Source organism: Aeromonas sp. 25-AL00135, from assembly GCF_054052385.1.
This window is the reverse complement of the sequence record NZ_JBSTYQ010000012.1, coordinates 107,536-125,958: the sequence shown is the minus strand read 5'-3', so window position 1 is coordinate 125,958 and position 18,423 is coordinate 107,536. Positions and strand designations below refer to the sequence as shown.

Annotated in this window: 15 protein-coding genes; 7 read left to right on the top strand and 8 right to left on the bottom strand. The window is 62.5% G+C overall.

What is annotated here, in order from left to right; all coding sequences use genetic code 11:
- The first annotated feature begins 3 nt into the window (after positions 1-3).
- The gene (envC, locus tag ACW5XC_RS12920; RefSeq protein ID WP_042054225.1) at positions 4-1,356 is read left to right on the top strand and encodes a murein hydrolase activator EnvC; all 1,353 of its coding nucleotides are present in this window, start codon (positions 4-6) and stop codon (positions 1,354-1,356) included.
- Between the two features lie 132 nt (positions 1,357-1,488).
- On the opposite strand, the gene ACW5XC_RS12915 is transcribed toward envC, so the two are convergent.
- Positions 1,489-2,139, bottom strand: coding sequence for a Qnr family pentapeptide repeat protein (locus ACW5XC_RS12915; protein WP_042054227.1), 651 nt, complete (start codon positions 2,137-2,139; stop codon positions 1,489-1,491).
- Positions 2,140-2,228: 89 nt separating this feature from the next.
- On the opposite strand from ACW5XC_RS12915, the gene ACW5XC_RS12910 reads away from it, so the two are divergent.
- Positions 2,229-3,236, top strand: a complete 1,008-nt coding sequence (locus ACW5XC_RS12910; RefSeq protein ID WP_042054228.1) for a substrate-binding domain-containing protein — start codon at positions 2,229-2,231, stop codon at positions 3,234-3,236.
- A gap of 84 nt (positions 3,237-3,320) precedes the next feature.
- On the opposite strand, the gene ACW5XC_RS12905 is transcribed toward ACW5XC_RS12910, so the two are convergent.
- Genes ACW5XC_RS12905 through ACW5XC_RS12895 form a run of 3 tightly spaced genes read right to left on the bottom strand, consistent with a single transcriptional unit; the run spans position 3,321 to position 6,274 of the window.
- On the bottom strand, positions 3,321-3,962 hold the full coding sequence (locus tag ACW5XC_RS12905; protein WP_021230777.1) for a bifunctional 4-hydroxy-2-oxoglutarate aldolase/2-dehydro-3-deoxy-phosphogluconate aldolase: 642 nt from the start codon (positions 3,960-3,962) through the stop codon (positions 3,321-3,323).
- A 9-nt stretch (positions 3,963-3,971) separates the two neighbouring features.
- Complete coding sequence (edd, locus tag ACW5XC_RS12900) at positions 3,972-5,768, bottom strand: phosphogluconate dehydratase (RefSeq protein ID WP_042054229.1); 1,797 nt, start codon at positions 5,766-5,768, stop codon at positions 3,972-3,974.
- A complete protein-coding gene (locus ACW5XC_RS12895; protein ID WP_005340649.1) occupies positions 5,765-6,274 on the bottom strand; it encodes a gluconokinase in 510 nt (169 codons plus the stop codon). The genes edd and ACW5XC_RS12895 overlap by 4 nt, the downstream gene beginning before the upstream one ends.
- Positions 6,275-6,519: 245 nt before the next feature.
- Between ACW5XC_RS12895 and gntU the strand changes: the two genes are divergently transcribed.
- The 4 genes from gntU (at position 6,520) to ACW5XC_RS12875 (ending at position 13,763) form a co-directional block, all read left to right on the top strand.
- Entirely contained in the window at positions 6,520-7,860 is a 1,341-nt protein-coding gene (gntU, locus tag ACW5XC_RS12890; RefSeq protein ID WP_005355418.1) for a gluconate transporter, read from the top strand.
- Positions 7,861-8,010: 150 nt separating this feature from the next.
- Complete coding sequence (gene pssA, locus ACW5XC_RS12885; protein ID WP_005342654.1) at positions 8,011-9,360, top strand: CDP-diacylglycerol--serine O-phosphatidyltransferase; 1,350 nt, start codon at positions 8,011-8,013, stop codon at positions 9,358-9,360.
- Between the two features lie 190 nt (positions 9,361-9,550).
- Entirely contained in the window at positions 9,551-11,620 is a 2,070-nt protein-coding gene (gene recG, locus ACW5XC_RS12880) for an ATP-dependent DNA helicase RecG (RefSeq protein WP_042054230.1), read from the top strand.
- Positions 11,621-11,651: 31 nt separating this feature from the next.
- Positions 11,652-13,763, top strand: a complete 2,112-nt coding sequence (locus tag ACW5XC_RS12875) for an AsmA family protein (RefSeq protein ID WP_042054231.1) — start codon at positions 11,652-11,654, stop codon at positions 13,761-13,763.
- A gap of 54 nt (positions 13,764-13,817) precedes the next feature.
- Here the strand turns inward: ACW5XC_RS12875 and ACW5XC_RS12870 are convergent, their stop codons facing one another.
- Entirely contained in the window at positions 13,818-14,726 is a 909-nt protein-coding gene (locus ACW5XC_RS12870; protein WP_042054232.1) for a bifunctional GNAT family N-acetyltransferase/hotdog fold thioesterase, read from the bottom strand.
- 51 nt (positions 14,727-14,777) lie between these two features.
- On the opposite strand from ACW5XC_RS12870, the gene ACW5XC_RS12865 reads away from it, so the two are divergent.
- Complete coding sequence (locus tag ACW5XC_RS12865) at positions 14,778-15,458, top strand: spermidine synthase (RefSeq protein ID WP_042054306.1); 681 nt, start codon at positions 14,778-14,780, stop codon at positions 15,456-15,458.
- Here ACW5XC_RS12865 and dtd read toward each other — a convergent pair.
- The 3 genes from dtd to ACW5XC_RS12850 all read right to left on the bottom strand — a co-directional run bounded on the left by dtd (position 15,447) and on the right by ACW5XC_RS12850 (position 18,267).
- Entirely contained in the window at positions 15,447-15,884 is a 438-nt protein-coding gene (gene dtd / locus ACW5XC_RS12860; protein ID WP_042054233.1) for a D-aminoacyl-tRNA deacylase, read from the bottom strand. The two genes, ACW5XC_RS12865 and dtd, sit on opposite strands and share 12 nt — an antisense overlap.
- A gap of 92 nt (positions 15,885-15,976) precedes the next feature.
- Positions 15,977-16,849: a virulence factor BrkB family protein gene (locus tag ACW5XC_RS12855; protein ID WP_042054234.1), complete on the bottom strand. Its 873-nt coding sequence runs from the start codon at positions 16,847-16,849 to the stop codon at positions 15,977-15,979.
- Between the two features lie 176 nt (positions 16,850-17,025).
- Positions 17,026-18,267, bottom strand: a complete 1,242-nt coding sequence (locus ACW5XC_RS12850) for a malic enzyme-like NAD(P)-binding protein (RefSeq protein WP_042054235.1) — start codon at positions 18,265-18,267, stop codon at positions 17,026-17,028.
- Positions 18,268-18,423 lie beyond the last annotated feature (156 nt).

Below are 18,423 nucleotides of genomic sequence, written 5' to 3'. Positions count from 1 at the left end.
CCCATGCGGGGATGCGAAGTTATTTCACAGAAAACCAGTCGCGTCGGCCTGTTGGCCGGCGCGCTGTTTTTTTGCCTGTCGTTTGGCGCCAGCAAACCGGCTTTGGCCGCCAATCAGCAGCTGGGGACCATGCAGTCCCAGATCAAAGAGCAACAGAAGACCATCAAGCTCAGCAAGCAGGAGCTTGCCAAGCTCAATACCCAACTCAAGGCTGACGAGCAGGCCATCTCGGCCGCCGCCGCCAAACTCAACCAGACCAAGCAGCAGTTGAAACAGAACCAGCAGACGCTGGCGACCCTGCAAAAAGACAAGCTGGCGCTGGAAGTTCAAGCCAAACATCAAAAGCAGTTGCTGGCCAAACAGGCGGAGAGCGCCTTTCAGGCGGGCAACCACGACTACCTCAAACTGCTGCTCAATCAGCAGGATCCGGCCAAACTGAGCCGCTCACTCGACTACTACGACTACCTCAACAAGGCCCGCATCGAGGCCATCGACGCCCTGCGCGCCACCCGTGACAAGCTGGCGAAAAACCAGCAGGCAACCAAAGAGACCGAAACCAGACTGCAGACCCTGCTTGCCGAACAGCAGGAGCATCACCAGACCCTGCTGGCCAGCCAGCAGAGCCGGGCCAAGGTGCGCAACCAGTTGCAGCAGTCGGTACAGGATGACGAGCAGAAGCTCACCAAGCTGGTCAAGGCGGAGAAAGCGCTGAAAGCTCGGCTGGAAGAGCTGCGTCGCAAGCGGGAAGAGCAGGAGCGCCGTGAACGGGCCGAGCGGGAACGGCTGGCCAAGCTGAAAGCGGAGCAGGAGCGTCAGCGCAAGCTGGCCGAACAGCGCCGCGCCGAGCAACAACGACTCGCCGCCCAGCAGAATAAAACCGTCAAACCGGCAGAACCTGCCGAAGAGGTGGCCAGCAGCAAACCAGAGCGCGGCTCGGGCATCAGCAGTGCCGGTCACTACAGTGGTCTCAAGACCAATGGCAGCCTGCGCTGGCCGGTACAGGGGCCGATCCTCATCTCCTATGGCTCGCCCCGTACCGCCCAGCTCAAGTGGAAAGGCACCCTGATCGGCGCCAGCGAAGGAACCCAGGTCAAGGCGGTTGCACCGGGACAAGTGGTTTACGCCGACTGGCTCGACGGCTTCGGTATGCTGCTGGTGATCGACCACGGCAAAGGCTATATGAGCCTCTACGGTCACAATCAGTCGCTGCTGCGTCAGGTTGGCCAGAATGTGGAACAGGGTGAACCGGTGGCACTGGTCGGTGACAGTGGCGGTCAGGACAGACCTGGCCTCTACTTCGAAATTCGCTATCAGGGCGAGGCGATCAACCCGACCAAATGGCTGGCCAAGGGTTGAGTCAACCCAGCCGACAAACGCGTCACACGCTCACTAGCAAAAGCCTGCATCACGCAGGCTTTTGTCGTTTCAGGAGCGCCCTCCCCATTGTCGGTCCCATTTGATGAAAAATTACCTAATTTTCCGCTCGGCTCAGGGGAAGACAACCAGACCGATCTGCTCCAGCAAGGTCTGCTGCTGATCCTCGTTGATCTGCACCCCTTGCAGATCGACCCGCCGTAAATCCAGCCCCGGCAGGTCACACTGGCGCAGATCGCAGCCCTGCAGCTTGAAGCTGGTCCAGTCAATCTGGCCAAACTCGGAGCCGCTGAGATCGGAACCCACCAGCGAGGCACCAAACAGGTTGGCCCCCTGCCAACGGTTGCCGGTCAGCTCGCACTTCTCCAGCAGGCAGCCCTCGAAGCTGGCATAGCTGAAGTTGTTGCCGGTCAGATGGGCCTCGCAGAAGTAGCTTTTGGCGGTGATCTGGTTGGCGAAGCTGGCATGGCTGAAGTTGATACCGACCGCCTGACAGTCGCGCATCTCCAACCCCAGACACTGGCTGCGGCTGCAATCGGCCATGGTGAGATCGCAGCGTAGAAAGCTGGCCTCGCGCAGATCGCAACCCTGCAACAGGCAGCCCCGTTCACTCTCCCGATCGTAGAAGCTGCAGTCAATGAAGCGGCTATCGCTCAAATCCAGCCAGGAGAAGTTGCAGCCGATAAAGCGGCACTCCGAGAACTGCTCCCCCTCCACATCCTGTTGCTCGAACCGGACATCCACGAACTGCTTGCCTCTGATCATCGGAAAACTCCTGCAAAAACGGCTTCATATGCTGACTTTATCCGCCAAAAACGGTAATGTTACATGTAACATCCACGCTGGACACCCCTATGAGCCCCACCCGCAAGCGCCGCCCCACCCTGCAAGATATCGCCGACCAGACCGGCGTGACCAAGATGACTGTCAGCCGCTATCTGCGCGACCCGCAGACCGTGGCGGAGGGGACCCGCGAGCGGATCGCGGCTGTGGTGGAAGAGCTGGGTTATATCCCCAACCGGGCGCCGGACATTCTCTCCAACGCGACCAGCAAGGCGATCGGCATCCTGATCCCCTCCCTCTCCAACCAGGTCTTCTCGGCGGTGATCCACGGCATCGAGTCGGTGACCCGACCGGCCGGTTACCAGACCCTGCTGGCCCACTACGGCTACAGTCCGGAGCGGGAGGAGGAGCAGGTCGCGTCCCTGCTCTCCTATCACGTGGATGGGCTGATCCTCTCCGACAGCCAGCACACAGAGCGCACCCGCAAGATGATCGCCACCGCCGGCATTCCGGTGGTGGAGACCATGGATCTGCCGCAAACCCCCATCGATATGGTGGTCGGCATGGACCATAGAGCCGCGGCCCGGGCCATGGTAACAGAGATGCTGCGCCGGGGCCGACGCAAGGTGGTCTATCTGGGGGCGCGGCTCGACGTGCGCACCCAGCTGCGGATGGAGGGTTACTATCAGGCGATGACCGACTTCGGCCTCACCGGCCAGCATCTGCTGACCGAACAATCCTCCAGCTTCACTCTGGGGGGCGAGCTGCTGGATCAGGCGCTGGTACGCTATCCCGACCTCGACGGCCTGTTCTGCACCAACGATGACCTAGCGGTGGGTGCTCTGCTGCAGTGTCAGGCCAAGTGGATCCCGGTGCCCCAGCAGATCGCCATCGCCGGTTGCAACGCTCTAGACATCGGCCACGCCATGACCCCCAAACTAGCCAGTATCGCCACCCCGCGGGAAGCGATCGGTCGGGAGGCGGCCACCATGCTGCTGGCGCGTCTCAACGGCCAATCCCAATCCGACACCCGCAAGGATATCGGCTTCTCCCTCTATGTCGGGGAGAGTCTGGGGTAATCCCTTCCCGCACACACTGAAGCCACGCTGATAGCAAACAGGCCACCCGAGGGTGGCCTGTTTGGTTTTCTGCACAACTGATGCTTAGCGTTTAACCAGTTCAACCGCTTCGCGGGAGAGGCGGGTTACCTCTTCCCAGTTGCCGCTCTTGACCGCATCGGCCGGCAGCATCCAGGAGCCGCCGACGGTGGCCACGCATTTGAGTGCCAGATAGTCGGCCACGTTTTTCGGGCCGATACCGCCGGTGGGGCAGAACTTCACCTGGGGCAGCGGGGCGGCAATGGCGGAGAGCGCCTTGGTACCGCCGTTCGCTTCGGCCGGGAAGAACTTCAGGTGGTCATAGCCCGCTTCCAGCGCCTGCATCACTTCAGACGGAGTGGCCACGCCCGGGATCAGCGGTGCGGTGCTCTTGGCCGCGTGGGCCAGCAGGGCCGGGGTCATCCCCGGGGAGATGACGAAGCGGGCACCGGCAGAGACGGCTGCGTCAAACTGCTCGCAGTTGAGCACGGTACCGGCACCAACCATGGCATCCGGCATCGCCTTGGCGATGAGGGCGATGGCATCGAGCGCCACCGGGGTGCGCAGGGTGATTTCGAAGACAGAGATGCCGCCGTCGAGCAGCGCCTTGGCCATCGGCAGGGCCTGATCCAGCTCGTTGATAACCATCACGGGTACCAGCGGGGAGGCGGCAAACACCTCGGCCGGGGTCACTTTCCAGTTCTGCATAGCTCTTCCTTAGTCAAAGATGGTAGCGCCACACTCGGCGCTCGATACCGCGCGACGCATCACGCTGAACAGTTCACGGCCCCACCCCTCTTGTTCCAGAGTGAGGTCAATCTCGGCCTGGGTACGGCCACTCAAATCGGTCAGACAGTCGAGGCTGCCGTTTACCGCGTCAACCCGCAGCAGGTCGCCGTCAGCAAGCAGGCCGATGGCCCCGCCGTGCAGCGCTTCCGGAGTGACGTGGATGGCGGCCGGGATCTTGCCGGAGGCGCCGGAGAGACGACCATCGGTGACCAGCGCCACCTTGTAACCCGCCTTCTGCAGGTTGCCGAGCACCGGCATCAGCTTGTGCAGCTCCGGCATGCCGTTGGCGGCCGGGCCATTGTGGCGCACCACGATCACGGCGTCCTGATTGAGATCGCCCGCCTTGTAGGCCGCCTCCACCGCATGCTGGGAGGAGAAGACCCGCGCCGGGGCTTCAATCACCCGATACTCGGGAGCCACGGCGGAGACCTTGACCACGGCGCGACCCAGATTGCCCGCCAGCAGCTTGGTGCCGCCGGTGGCCTGGAACACGCTGCCGGAAGGTGAAAGCACGCTCGCATTGCCGCTTTCGCCCACCGGCTGCCATACCAGCTGGCCATCGACCAGTGCCGGACGGCTGAGGTAATCCTGCATCTCACCAAAGACCGGGGTGGCATCCATGTGGATCAGCCCCTCTTGCGCCAGACGGCGCATCAGGCCGGGCACGCCGCCTGCCTGTTCGAAGGCGTTCACGTCGGCCGGGCCGTTCGGGTACATGCGAACCAGCAGCGGCACCACGTCGGAGAGATCGCTGATGTCATCCCAGGTCAGTACCAGACCGGCTGCGCGAGCCAGCGCCACCATGTGGATACTGTGGTTGGTGCTGCCGCCGGAGGCGAGCAGGGCCACCAGACCGTTGACCAGCGAGCGCTCGTCCAGCACCTCGCTCAACGGGCGATAGGCCGGGGAACCCGGGATCATGGCGCTGATACGGCGGGCCGCTTCGGCGGTCAGGGCGCGGCGCAGCTCGCTATGCGGGTGCACAAAGGCGGAGCCCGGCAGCATCAGGCCCATGGCCTCGAACACCAGCTGGTTGGTGTTGGCGGTGCCGTAGAAGGTGCAGGTGCCTGCCGCATGGTAGGCGCCGCACTCCATCTCCAGCAGGGCGTCGCGACCCACTTCACCGGCGGCGTACTTCTGACGCACCTTCACCTTCTCGTCGTTGCTGATGCCGCTCGCCATCGGGCCAGCAGGAACAAATGCAGTCGGCAGGTGAGCGTGAGAGAGGGCCCCCATGATCTGGCCCGGAGCGATCTTGTCGCAGATGCCGAGCAGCAGGGTGGCATCGAAGGTGTTGTGAGAAAGAGAGAGCGCGGTCGCCTGGGCGATCAGGTCGCGGGAGAAGAGGGACATGTCCATCCCCGGCTGACCCTGGGTCACGCCATCGCACATGGCGGGCACGCCGCCAGCAACCTGGGCACTGTGGCCCAGCTCGGCCAGTACCGCCTTGATCTGATCCGGATAGCCCTGATAGGGCTGATGGGCGCTCAGCATGTCGTTGTAGGCGGTGACGATGCCGACGTTGGCGCGGGTCATATCGAGAATGCGACCCTTCTCGTCACTGCTGCAGGCGGCCACGGCGTGGGCCAGGTTGCCGCAGGCCAGCGCGGCGCGGGTCTTGCCCTGCTCTGCCTGACGCTGGATGCGGGCCAGAAATGCCTGACGACGGGCGACACTGCGCTCGCGGATGCGGGCGGTGACGTCGGAAATTACCTGATGAATCATTGGGCTTGCTCCAATGCTGTGACGGCGCGGTCAACCACCTGTTCGAAGGTGCCGTCTATATCAATGTGGAATACACCGGCTTCGCCATCCGGGCGCTCCAGGGTATCGAACTGACTTTGTACCATGCTTTCACGCATGAAGTGGCCCTTGCGGGCACGCATCCGCTCGAGGATCAGCGGCTGGCTGCCATCGAGGAAGATGAAGCTGACCGACTCGTTGCCTTCGCGGATCTGGTCGCGGTACTTCTTTTTGAGGGCGGAACAGACAATGATGCCGGTCTCGTTCTTCTGCTCGAGACTGTAGGCGGCGTCGCGGATCCGCTCCAGCCAGGGGGCTCGATCCTCATCGTTGAGGGGGTTGCCGCCAGCCATCTTCTGGATGTTGGCCTTGGGGTGCAGGTCATCACCATCGATGAACTTGGCGCCCAGCGCTTCGGCCACTTTCAGACCCACGCTGGATTTGCCGCTACCACACACACCCATCACGATAATGCACTTACCCGCCATAATTTGACCTCTGTCCCACTTTTCAAAAAACCAGCTGTTGATGGGTTCTAATCTAACACGTTACCGGTAACATGTTACCGGTAACGATTGAAAATGTGAAGTCTGCCACAGACTGAGCAAACCCATAGTCACCTGGGCATATGATGTTGAGCCCTTGCCATAAATCTAAATAAATCATAAAGATATGGTTTGCCGACGGATCGGCAAGGTGTCACGACTGAACTTGGAAAAAGGAACGCATAACAATGTCTGACCTCTCCCTGATCATGACAGCCGCCGGCTCGATTGTGCTGCTGCTCTTCCTGGTGATGAAGGCCCGGCTCCACGCCGTGGTAGCCCTGATCCTGGTCTCCATGGTGGCGGGTCTCGCCGCTGGCATGAACCCGGCCGACATCGCCAACACCATCCAGAAAGGGATGGGCGGCACCCTCGGTTTCGTCGCGGTAGTGGTGGCGCTGGGCGCCATGTTCGGCAAGGTGATGGAAGTGACCGGTGCTCTCGACCGGGTGGCTCACACCCTGCTCGGCAAGTTCGGCGTCAAGCGCGCCAACTGGGCAATGGCCCTGACCGGCTTTGTCTGCGCCCTGCCGCTCTTCTTTGACGTGGCCGTGGTGCTGCTGATCGGCGTCGCCTTCGCCATCGTCCGTCGTGGTGGCGGCAGCGTGGTGAAGATCGGTATCGCTCTGCTGGCCGGTATCGCGACTTGCCAGGCCTTCCTTATCCCCGCGCCGGGCCCGATCCTGGTGGCATCCCAGCTGGGTGCCGACTTCGGCTACATGATCCTGTTCGGGCTGATCGCCGCCGTACCGGCGCTGATCCTGGCGGGCCCGCTGTTCGGTGACTTCATCAGCAAGATCGTCGATGTACCGCTGCCTGCCGATGCCCAGAACAGTGTCCACGATGACAGCAAATCCCTGCCCTCCTTTGGGCTGGCCATGGGCCTCATCGGCCTGCCGCTGCTGCTGATCGGCCTCAAGACCATCGTCGGTCGTTTCGTCGAGGCGGGCTCCACCCTGCACAACTGGCTGGAGTTCATCGGTCACCCCTTCACCGCCATCATGGTCGCCTGTCTGGCCGCCTTCTATCTGCTGGGTATTCGCCGCGGCATGTCCCGTGACGAGGTGATGAGCGTCTGCAACAGCGCCATCCAGCCGGCCGGTGTCATCATCCTGGTGACCGGTGCCGGTGGCGTCTTCAAGCAGGTGCTGGTTGATTCCGGTGTGGGTGCCGCCCTTGGCAACATGCTGGCCGATTCCGGTCTGCCCATCGTCGCGCTGGCCTTCATTCTGGCCGCTGCGGTACGGGTGATTCAGGGCTCAGCCACCGTCGCCATGCTGACCGCCTGCGGTCTGGTGCTGCCGATGCTGGAACCCCTCGGCCTGAACGGTGCCCAGCTGGCGGCCGTCACCATCGCCATCGGCGGCGGTGCCATCGTACTCTCCCACGTCAACGACTCCGGTTTCTGGCTGGCGAACCGCTACCTCGGCCTGACCGAGAAGCAGACCCTGCAGACCTGGACCGTGATGGAAACCATCATCGGCACCACCGGCGGCGTGATGGCGATGATCATCTACAGCTTCCTCTGACAAGGGCGAAATGCTGACAAAAAGGCCTCACTCGTGAGGCCTTTTTCATCTTTCTGATGATTCTTTCTTTGGCTGAGAGGGCGAGATTGCTAGAATCGCCTATTCATCGCTCCGAGTGGAACGCTTAACCCCGTGATTTCAGGTTTATCTATGCATTCATCGGCCCATTATCGACAACTGCTGGCGCGCCTGCCCCAGATCGCCGTCGCAGCGGATCAGTTTGAAGTGCTCTACAGCGCCCAGGATTTCAAACGCCGCATTCTTGCGCTTATCGCCAGTGCCACCCGGCGCATCTATCTGGTCGCGCTCTATCTGCAGGATGACGAAGCAGGCCGGGAGATCCTCTCCGCCCTCTACGCCGCCAAGCAGCGCAATCCGGCCCTCGACATCAAGCTGTTCGTCGACTTCCACCGTGCCCAGCGCGGCCTGATCGGCAAGGGCAAGCAGGGCGGCAACCACCTGATGTATCAGGCCATGGCTGCCGAACACGAGCACCAGATCGAAATCTACGGCGTGCCGGTCAAGGGGCGCGAGCTGCTCGGCGTGCTCCACCTCAAGGGCTTCATCTTCGATGATGTGGTGCTCTACTCCGGCGCCAGCCTCAACGACATCTACCTGCACCAGCAAGATCGCTACCGCTTCGATCGCTATCACCAAATCACCAGCCCGGAGCTGGCCCGCAGCATGGTCAACTACGTGGATGATCTGTTCGTGAAGAGCGACGCGGTGCAGCGACTGGATCACAGCGATATCCCCAGCGCCAAACAGCTGAAGGGGCCGATCCGCCGCTTCAAGCAGAACCTGCGCCAGAGCCAGTACCGCTTCAGCACCATGCCGGTCAACACCCAGGAGGTGGCCGTCACCCCCATGGTGGGTCTGGGCAAGCGCAACAATCAGCTCAACCTGATGATCCGCAATCTGGTGCGCGCCACCGAGCGGGAGATCTTCATCTGCACCCCTTACTTCAACCCCCCCAAGGAGTTGAGCAAGGATATCGAGGATCTGCTGCAGCGCGGTTGCAAAGTCACCATCGTAGTGGGCGACAAGACCGCCAACGACTTCTTCATTCCGCCGGAAGAGAAGTTCTCCACCATCGGTGGCCTGCCCTATCTCTACGAAACCAACCTGCGCAAGTTTGCCGAGCGCAACCAGCGCCACATCGACGACGGTCGCCTCAACCTGATGCTCTGGTGTTGCGAGCGCAACTCCTACCATCTCAAGGGGATCTTCGTGGATGACGAGTGGGCCCTGCTCACCGGCAACAACCTCAACCCCCGCGCCTGGGCGCTGGATCTGGAGAATGGCCTGCTGGTGCATGATCGTCGCCACCTGCTGCGTCCCCAGTTCAACGCGGAGCGGGAGAACATCCTGACCAACACCAAGCGGATCAGCCACTTCGATCAGGTGGAACAGATCCAGGACTACCCGGAACAGGTGCGCAAGCTGCTGGGACGGATCCACCGGGTCAAGGCTCACCTGCTGCTTAAACGCATCATCTGACCCTGGGCGCCATGCGCCCGCACCTTGCCTGTTGGCAGCCGCACAAAGGCCTCCCGCTTTCGGCAGGCCTTTGTTATATCCGCCGTTTCCCCCGCCTTGACGGCCCTGCCAGCAGCAACTCGGCTTGCATCGGCCCCTCAACAACCCCTATCATCTGGACATATTTACAGTGTTTTCGGGCATCTAATTGATGAAATTGGATAAAATTCCTCTCGATAGCCTCAAGGGTGTCGGCAGCAAGATGCTGGAGAAGCTCGAGCGGCTGGGGCTGGCCACGGTACAGGATCTGCTGTTCCACCTCCCCCTGCGCTACGAGGACCGCACCCAGGTGTGGCCCATCGGCGATCTGCCGCCCGGCCTGCACGGCGCCGTCGAGGGCGAAATCCAGGACACTCAGCTGGTGATGGGGCGCCGCCGCATGATGGTCTGTCGCATCAGCGACGGTACCGGCACCCTCACCCTGCGCTTCTTCAACTTCACCGCCGCCCAGAAAAACAGTCTGGCGGCGGGCCGCCTGATCCGCTGTTTTGGCGAGGTGCGCCCCGGCAAATACGGGCTGGAGATGGCTCACCCCGAGTACAAGCTGCTCGGCGAGGAGCAGGCCGGCCAGACCGAAGAGGCGCTCACCCCCGTCTACCCGACGACCGAAGGGCTGCGCCAGCTCACCCTGCGCAGCCTCACCGATCAGGCGCTGGCCCAGCTCGACCTCTATGGCGTCGAGGAGCTGCTGCCCGCCGGCCTCTATCCCCACCAGATTGAGCTGGCCGCCGCCCTGAAGCTGCTGCACCGTCCGCCCCCCTCGGTGGCGCTGCCACTGCTCGAAAGCGGCCAACATCCGGCCCAGCAGCGGCTGGTGCTGGAGGAGCTGCTGGCGCACAACCTCTCGGTACTCAAGGTGCGTGCTCAGGCACAAACCCAGCTGGCCCGCGCTCTCAAGCCGGCGCCCAAGCTGGTTGAACAACTGCTCGGCGCTTTGCCGTTCAAACCCACCGGCGCCCAGAGCCGGGTGGTGGCGGAGATAGGTAAGGATCTGCAACAGAGCCACCCCATGATGCGGCTGGTGCAGGGTGACGTAGGTTCCGGCAAGACGCTGGTCGCGGCGCTGGCCGCCCTGCAGGCTATCGGCAACGGCTGTCAGGTAGGCTTGATGGCACCGACCGAACTGCTGGCGGAACAGCACGCCATCAACTTCGCCAAGTGGCTGGAGCCGCTCGACATCGGAGTCGGCTGGCTGGCGGGCAAACAGAAAGGCAAGGCGCGGGAAGAGTCGCTGGCCGCGATCAAAGATGGCAGCGTCAAGATGGTGGTGGGCACCCACGCCATCTTTCAGGAGCAGGTGGTGTTCCAGCGTCTGGCGCTGGTCATCATCGATGAACAGCACAGATTCGGGGTGCATCAGCGCCTCGCCCTGCGCGAGAAAGGGGAGCGGGAAGGGGTACATCCCCATCAGCTCATCATGACCGCCACCCCCATCCCCCGCACCCTGGCGATGACCGCCTATGCCGATCTCGACACCTCGGTCATCGACGAGCTGCCGCCGGGCCGAACCCCCATCACCACAGTCGCGCTGCCCGACAGCCGTCGCGGCGATGTGATCGAGCGGGTCAAGCTCGCCTGCACCGAGGGCAAGCAGGCCTACTGGGTCTGCACCCTGATCGAGGAGTCGGAGGTGCTGGAGTGCCAGGCCGCCGAGGATACCGCCGCCGAGCTGCAGAACCTGCTGCCCGGCCTGCACATCGGGCTGGTACACGGCCGGATGCGGCCGGTGGAGAAACAGCGGGTGATGGAGGAGTTCAAGGCAGGCATACTGCAGCTGCTGGTCGCCACCACCGTCATCGAGGTGGGGGTGGATGTGCCCAACGCCAGCCTGATGATCATCGAGAACCCGGAACGGCTCGGGCTGGCGCAGTTGCACCAGCTGCGCGGTCGGGTTGGCCGGGGGGCGGTGGCCTCTCACTGCGTGCTGCTCTATCATGCCCCCTTGTCCAAGACGGCCCAGAGCCGACTCGGGGTGCTGCGGGAGACCAACGACGGCTTCCTCATCGCCCAGCGCGATCTGGAACTGCGCGGCCCGGGGGAACTGCTCGGCACTCGCCAGACCGGTCTGGCCGATCTCAAGATCGCCGATCTGGTGCGAGATCAGCCGCTTATTCCGCAGGTACAGAAGATGGCGAGATTCCTGATGGATCGTCATCCCAACCATGTTGAACCCTTGATCCGCCGCTGGCTCGGTCTGCGAGACCACTACTCAAACGCCTGACAACCAATCCCAAAACAGGAGGAAAGCACCCATGAATTCCTGGCTACGCGGCCTGCTCTACACCTTCGCCTTCCTGCTGCTGTTTGTCTGGGTTGCCCTCGGCCTGTTCGACGCCGAGCGCGCCAAAGGCCCCATTGCCAGCTGGATCAGCCAGCAGACCGGCGTGCCGGTCACCATAGGGCGGCTGGTGTTCAACCCGCTGCACCCTTACACCCTGCTGGCAGAGCAGGTGCGTTACGGCGATGCAGTCTCACTCGACAAGATCTATCTGGAAATCGAGAGCATCGACTGGCTGAGCCGCGACGTGCGCATCGCCCATCTCGATCTCATTCGTCCCGCCATCAAGCTGCCGCTGCCCAACCAGCTGCCGAACCTGCCGGTGCACTCCCTCACCATCAGTGACAGCACCATAGACCGGCTCAGTCTGGAGAGCCCCGAGCTGACCCTGCGCGGCCTCAATGCCACCCTGAGTGACTGGGAGCTGATCGACCCGAAACGGCAGCCACAGGCCAACCTGAGCCTCAACATAGGCCAGCTGGAGACCCCACAGTTCACCTTCGCCCGCCTCAGCCTGCAAGGAAGGCTGGAAGGGGAAGTGCTGCGCACCGACAAGCTGGTGACCAACCTGTTTGACGGTCTGCTGGAGAGCGGCATGGTGCTGGACTGGCCCGCTCGCACCCTGCAACTGCACGATCTCAAGGCACGCGGCATGCGGATAGAGCTGGGTGATCTGACACAGCAAGGCTTCCCGCAGCGCTTCCCGTTGCAAAGCGTGTCGCTGGATCGCGGTCAGCTGGACGGCATCAGCCTCAACGACATCAATCAGGAGCTCTCCTTCAACAACTTCAGCGGCCAGCTCACCGCCTTCAACTGGCAGGCGGGCAACCAGCCCACCGGCTATCTGAGCGGCACCCTGGGCGACATGGGTCGTGGTCTGTTCCAGCTGGAGGAGATCAAGGGCAAGCTCGCCTTCTCGCCCCAGCAGATCGACGGCGAACTGCAGGGCAAGGCCTATGAAGGGGAGTTCAATGTCGAGCTCTCCCTCGATAGCCAGCAGCAGAAGCTGACCCTGAAAGATGTGGCGCTGAGCGGCATGGATATCAGCCTGCCGCAAGGGTGGTGGCAGGATTGGCAGAGCTGGCGCCCGCAGCAGGTCGATATCCGCAAGCTGGCGTTCGACAAGCTCAAGGTGCTCTCCTTCGACGATTCCATCTCTCTGTCGCTGACCGGCTGGCAGCTCTATCTGAGCGATCTCGCCCTGCGCGATAACCAACCCGGCCCGCTGCTCGGCCGCGCCCGTATCGAGAGCAAGTGGTTCGAGCTGGTGTGGGATGGCCTCAGCGCCCGCAACGGCGAGCTGGATGGGGAGCTGACCCCCAGCTCCTGGCAACTGGGAAAACTCACCAGCTCGCTGCCGGATGAGGGTACCTTCAACCTGAGTGGCCAGTGGGGCCGCGAACCGGGCCAGAGCAGCCGCCTCCAACTGCAGGCGACCAAGCTGGATCTGCAGCAATGGGGCAAGATATTCCACTCCCCTGTCTCGTTCGCTGGCAAGGCGGACGTGAGCGCCGACCTGCAAGCCGAACATGGCAAAACGGCGGGCGAGTGGCGCCAGACCCTGCAGGGCAGCTTTGCCCTCGATGCCGACGAGCCGTTCTGGGACAAGGTGAAGATAGATCCGCTGCTGGATGAGTGGTTCAAGGGCGCGACCCCGCCCACCCTGACGCCGGATCAGCTGTGGCAGGCGATGCAGGAGGGTGACACCCCCTTCTACCGCATCAAGCTGCAGGGCAAGATCGACAAGGGGCAACTACAAGTCGAGCAGGCTGGCGCCTCCACCATCACCCATCTGCTGGCGCTGCAAGGGGGGATCGATCTGGTCAACGAGCAGTGGCAGCTGGATCTGGGGATCCTCAATGGCAACCGCTGCGCCGAGCTGCTCGGCCAGTGGCGCGGGCCGCTGACGGAACCCACACTGGCCTGGAGCTTCCCGCAGAAGCAGGACGCCTGCGGCTGGGAAGTGGGAGTACGCTATCCGCCGCAAGGCAACAGCGCCCCGCTCTGGCGACCGGCTCCCGCAACGAAAGCCCAAGCCCAAGTGCAGACCCAAGCCGGGCAGACAAGCGACAGCCAGCAAGGGTAAAAACAGACAAGGCCTCATGATGAGGCCTTGTTGTTTGATGGGGAAACGATGCGGTTACTGGCCCGGACGATGGGGCGGCTGCACCACGTAGTGGCCGCAGAACTCCGCAGCCAGTTTGCTGCCGCTGAACAGCTGGATCTTGAGGCTGAAGGTGGCAGGCTCACCCCGTTTGAGCGGCTGCAGCACGGCGGGCATCCCCTCGCGGGCCACTCGCGCCTCGGGCTCCTCATCGACCGGGCCATGATATTTGATGGAGCTCTCGGCCAGCACCGGCTCGCCCACCAGCCCCTCCTCTTTAAGCTGCAGCCAGATCAGCCCCCAGCCCGCCAGCACGCACTGGCTGTAGACACTGCCGGCAAACATGCTGCCATGCACGTTGAAGTTGGCCGCTAGATTGGCCTTGAGATGGAAGGTCTGGCCATCGTAGTGGCTGATGTGCATCCCCATCTTCTCGCTGATGGGCACCCCGCGCGACCAGCGGGTGGTGAGATCCTGACACCACTCCGGCCGGTACTGGATGGTCTGCAACGGGCTCAGGGATTTGATCATCTGGCGATGGGGAATCCGGCCAAAGGAGACGGGGCCGCCCCCCACTTCGAGAAAGCCGCACTTGCGATAGAACTCCACCGCCTCCTGACGGGCGTTCATCACCAGCCGTTTCACCTTCTCGCTGCGGGCCAGCTGCTCGAGATCCTCCACCATTTTGGCGCCCAGCCCCTGACCGCGATATTCCGGACGCAGCGCCATAAAGCGGATCTGCGCCTCGTCGCCGCCGATAAAGAGGCGCCCCACCGCGATGGGGGTACCATCGGGTGCCAGCATCAGCCGGTGAATGGCAACCGTGTCGTATTCGTCCCGCTCGGAACCGACGGGCAGATTGAAGGGTTTACGCAGAAGTTCCCAGCGCAACTGGTAGTAGGCATCCAGCTCGGCGACTGTCTGAGGGGTGACTACCCGGTACATAGTTTCATCCTTGAGTTACACTGGTCGGAAACCATCTTGCCGTGCAAATTCATGGACTTCAATCTGCAAGCGTACCAAGCCGATCACTTGTTGCACCTCAGCGTCAAACCCCAGCGCCGCCTCACGGTACAGGAAAATGACCAGCACCGCTGGCTGGAGATAGACGGCGTGGTGCAATCCGCCATGTCGCTCGCCGACCCCGCAGCCCTCTGTCTGCCCCATCAACGGGTCATCGCCTGCCTGCTGCCTGAACAGGCCGGGCAGATCCTCGAACTGGGGTTGGGTGGCGGCGATCTCACCCGCCATCTGAGTCAGCGCTGGCCCGATGCCCACCACGAGTGCGTCGATCTCGACGAAGAGGTGCTGACCGTTTATCAGCAATTTTTCCAGCATCAGGAGAGCGATGAACGCGCCGCTCCGGCACTCCATCAAGCCGATGCCCTCGCCTTTCTGGAGCAGAGCGAGCAGCAGTACGACCTCATCCTGCTCGATCTCTTCAGTCAGGATGGCAACCCGCTGCTGCTGTTTCAGGAGCGGCTCTACCGGGCGCTGGCTCCCCGCCTCTGCGGCACTCTAGTCATCAACCTGTTGCCGCGCACCGAACTGGAGCTAACCCACGCCCTGACGCTGATAGAACAGTGGATTGGCCCGGCTACCCCCTATCCGGTCGCAGGTTTCATCAACGTGATCGTCCACGTCATACCGCGGGATCAGGCATCCTCAGACCTGTAGCCAGAAGGTAACCGGGCCGTCGTTGACCAGCGCCACCTTCATGTCGGCGGCAAAACGCCCGGTTGCGGTCGGGATGCCGCTGGCAGCAGCCTTCGCCACGAAGTAGTCATAGAGGCGTTCGGCCTCGCTCGGGTGGGCACCGCTGGAGAAGCTCGGGCGCATCCCGCTCTTGGTGTCGGCCGCCAGGGTAAACTGGGAGACCACCAGCAGGCTGCCACCGATCTGGCTGACATTGAGGTTCATCTTGCCATTCTCGTCACTGAATACCCGATAGCCGCTCACCTTGTGCAGCAGTTTGTCGGCCTTGGCCTCATCATCCCCCTGCTCCACCCCGAGCAGCACCAGCAGTCCCTGACCGATGGCGCCGGTCACCTCCCCCTCGACAGTCACGCTGGCCTCGCTGACCCGCTGAATCAGTGCAATCACATCCCTCTCCTCTCAAAACAGAACGACCGCCCCGGCTCGATTGCAGGGGCGGTCGTCGATGCTACCAATAAACCGGTGGCCAAGGCGATGGCTTAGCCCAGCTCCTCGCTCGCCGGCTTCTCGTACTCGCCGAGGCAGGCGGTAGTCTCCGCACCAAGCAGCACCACCAGCCAACTCAAATAGACCCAGACAAACAGGATCGGGATGGTGGCCAGCGCACCGTAGATGGCCTGATAGGAGGGGAAGTTGGTGATGTAGATGGCAAAGCCGCGCTTGGCCAGCTCGAACAGGGTCGCCGCCACCAGCGCGCCGATAAAGGCGTGTGCCAGCCGCACCTTGCAGTTCGGCACCACGGTATAGACCAGCAGGAAGGTGAGCACCGAGAAGAGGAACGGCAAACCGCGCAACAGCAGATAACCGATACCGAACAGGCTCTCGGCGCCAAACAGCCGCAGCGAGAAGATATAGGAGGAGATGGCGATACTGGCCCCGATAAGCACAGGCCCCAGGGTCAGGATCATCCAGTACATGGCGAATGCCTGCGCCAGCGGGCGGCCCTGGGTCGAGCGCCAGATGTAGTTGAGGTTCTTGTCGATGGCGGAGATCAGCATCAGCGCCACCACCACCAGCGCCCCGATCCCCACAGCCGTGGTGTTGGTGGCATTGGCGACGAAGCCGTCGATGTACTCCTTGAGCATATCGCCCGCGGTCGGCACAAAGTTGTGGTAGACGAACTGCTCCATCGCCTGCTTGAGGCTCTGGAACACCGGGAAGGCGGACATCATGCCAAAGACCACGGCGATCATCGGCACCAGCGAAAGCAGGGTGACATAGGCCAGATAACCGGCGGTGACCGTCAATCTGTCCTGCTGGAAACGGCCCCAGACAAACTGGGCAAAGTGGCGACCATCATGGCGCAAGAAGGAGAGGGCGTGGGCCAAACGGCCGCTGACAGGCTGCTGCATCTTGATTCTCGTTAGCGTCATAGTGGCAATATTGTGTCAGAGGAGAGCGCTGTTTGACCACCTTTGCACCCGATTTGCCTCGATCTGCCCCAACCTGTCACCCAGTAGGCGTCTCTGGCTGTCGCCAGAAGCAGAAATAAAAACGGCCCCGCTATGGGGCCGTTTGCAATGCCGGATTACAGCATGTAGTCCGCGGGTAGCTCGATGCGGGCGACACCGGAGGCCACCGCTGCCAGCGCCACGGCGCGGGCTACGCACGGCAGCAGACGGGCATCCATCGGCTTGGGAATGACGTAATCCTTGCCGAAGGCGAGCTCGCTCACCCCGGCGGCGGTCAGCACCTCGGCTGGCACCGGCTCCTTGGCCAGCGCGCGGATCGCCTCGACCGCAGCAATCTTCATGGCATCGTTGATGCGGCTGGCACGGGCGTCGAGGGCACCGCGGAAGATGAAGGGGAAGCAGAGCACGTTGTTGATCTGGTTCGGGTAGTCGGAGCGGCCGGTCCCCATGATGAGGTCGCTGCGCACTGCGTGGGCCAGCGCCGGCTTGATCTCCGGGTCCGGGTTGGAGCAGGCAAAGATCACCGGGTTGGGCGCCATCAGGGCGACAGCTTCGGCGGGCAACACGTCGGGGCCTGAAACACCGACAAACACATCCGCCCCTTCGATGACATCCATCAGGGTGCGCAGCGGGGTCTCGTTGGCGAAGCGCTGCTTGTACTTGTTGAGATCGCTGCGGCCGGTGTGGATAACACCCTGACGATCCAGCATAAAGATGTTGTGCGCTCTGGCGCCACACTTGATCAGCAGATCCATGCAGGCGGTCGCGGCAGCCCCCGCCCCCATGCAGACGATGCGGCTGTCACTGATCTGCTTGCCCTGCACTTCCAGCGCGTTGAGCAGACCGGCTGCGGTGACGATGGCGGTACCGTGCTGGTCATCGTGGAACACCGGAATGTCGCAGCGCGCGATCAGCGCCTCTTCAATCTCGAAACACTCAGGCGCCTTGATATCTTCCAGATTGATGCCACCGAAGGTATCGGCGATGGCCGCCACCGTGTCGATGAACTGCTGGCTGGTCTCGTGCTTCACCTCGATGTCGATGGCGTCGATGCCGGCGAAGCGCTTGAACAGCAGAGCCTTGCCCTCCATCACCGGCTTGGAGGCGAGCGGCCCCAGATTGCCCAGACCCAGAATGGCGGTGCCGTTGGAGATGACGGCCACCAGATTGCCCTTGCCGGTATAGCGATAGGCATCGGCCGGGTTGGCAGCGATCTCGCGCACCGGCTCGGCAACACCCGGGCTGTAAGCCAGCGCCAGATCACGGGCGGTTTCGGCAGGCTTGGTCAGGGCGATGGCAATTTTGCCCGGTACAGGCAGGGCGTGGTAATCGAGTGCTTCTTGACGCAGATCGGACATGGGGGACCCCGATGTGGTTGGTGCAAATGAGGTGCCGACAGGGGGCACACAGAAGGGCGGGGATCATAAAAGAAAGCGGTGGGCATGCCCAGCAGATCATGCTACCGCCAGCCAGATCAGACCAGTTATTTCAGCACCTTACCCCACCCACACCTA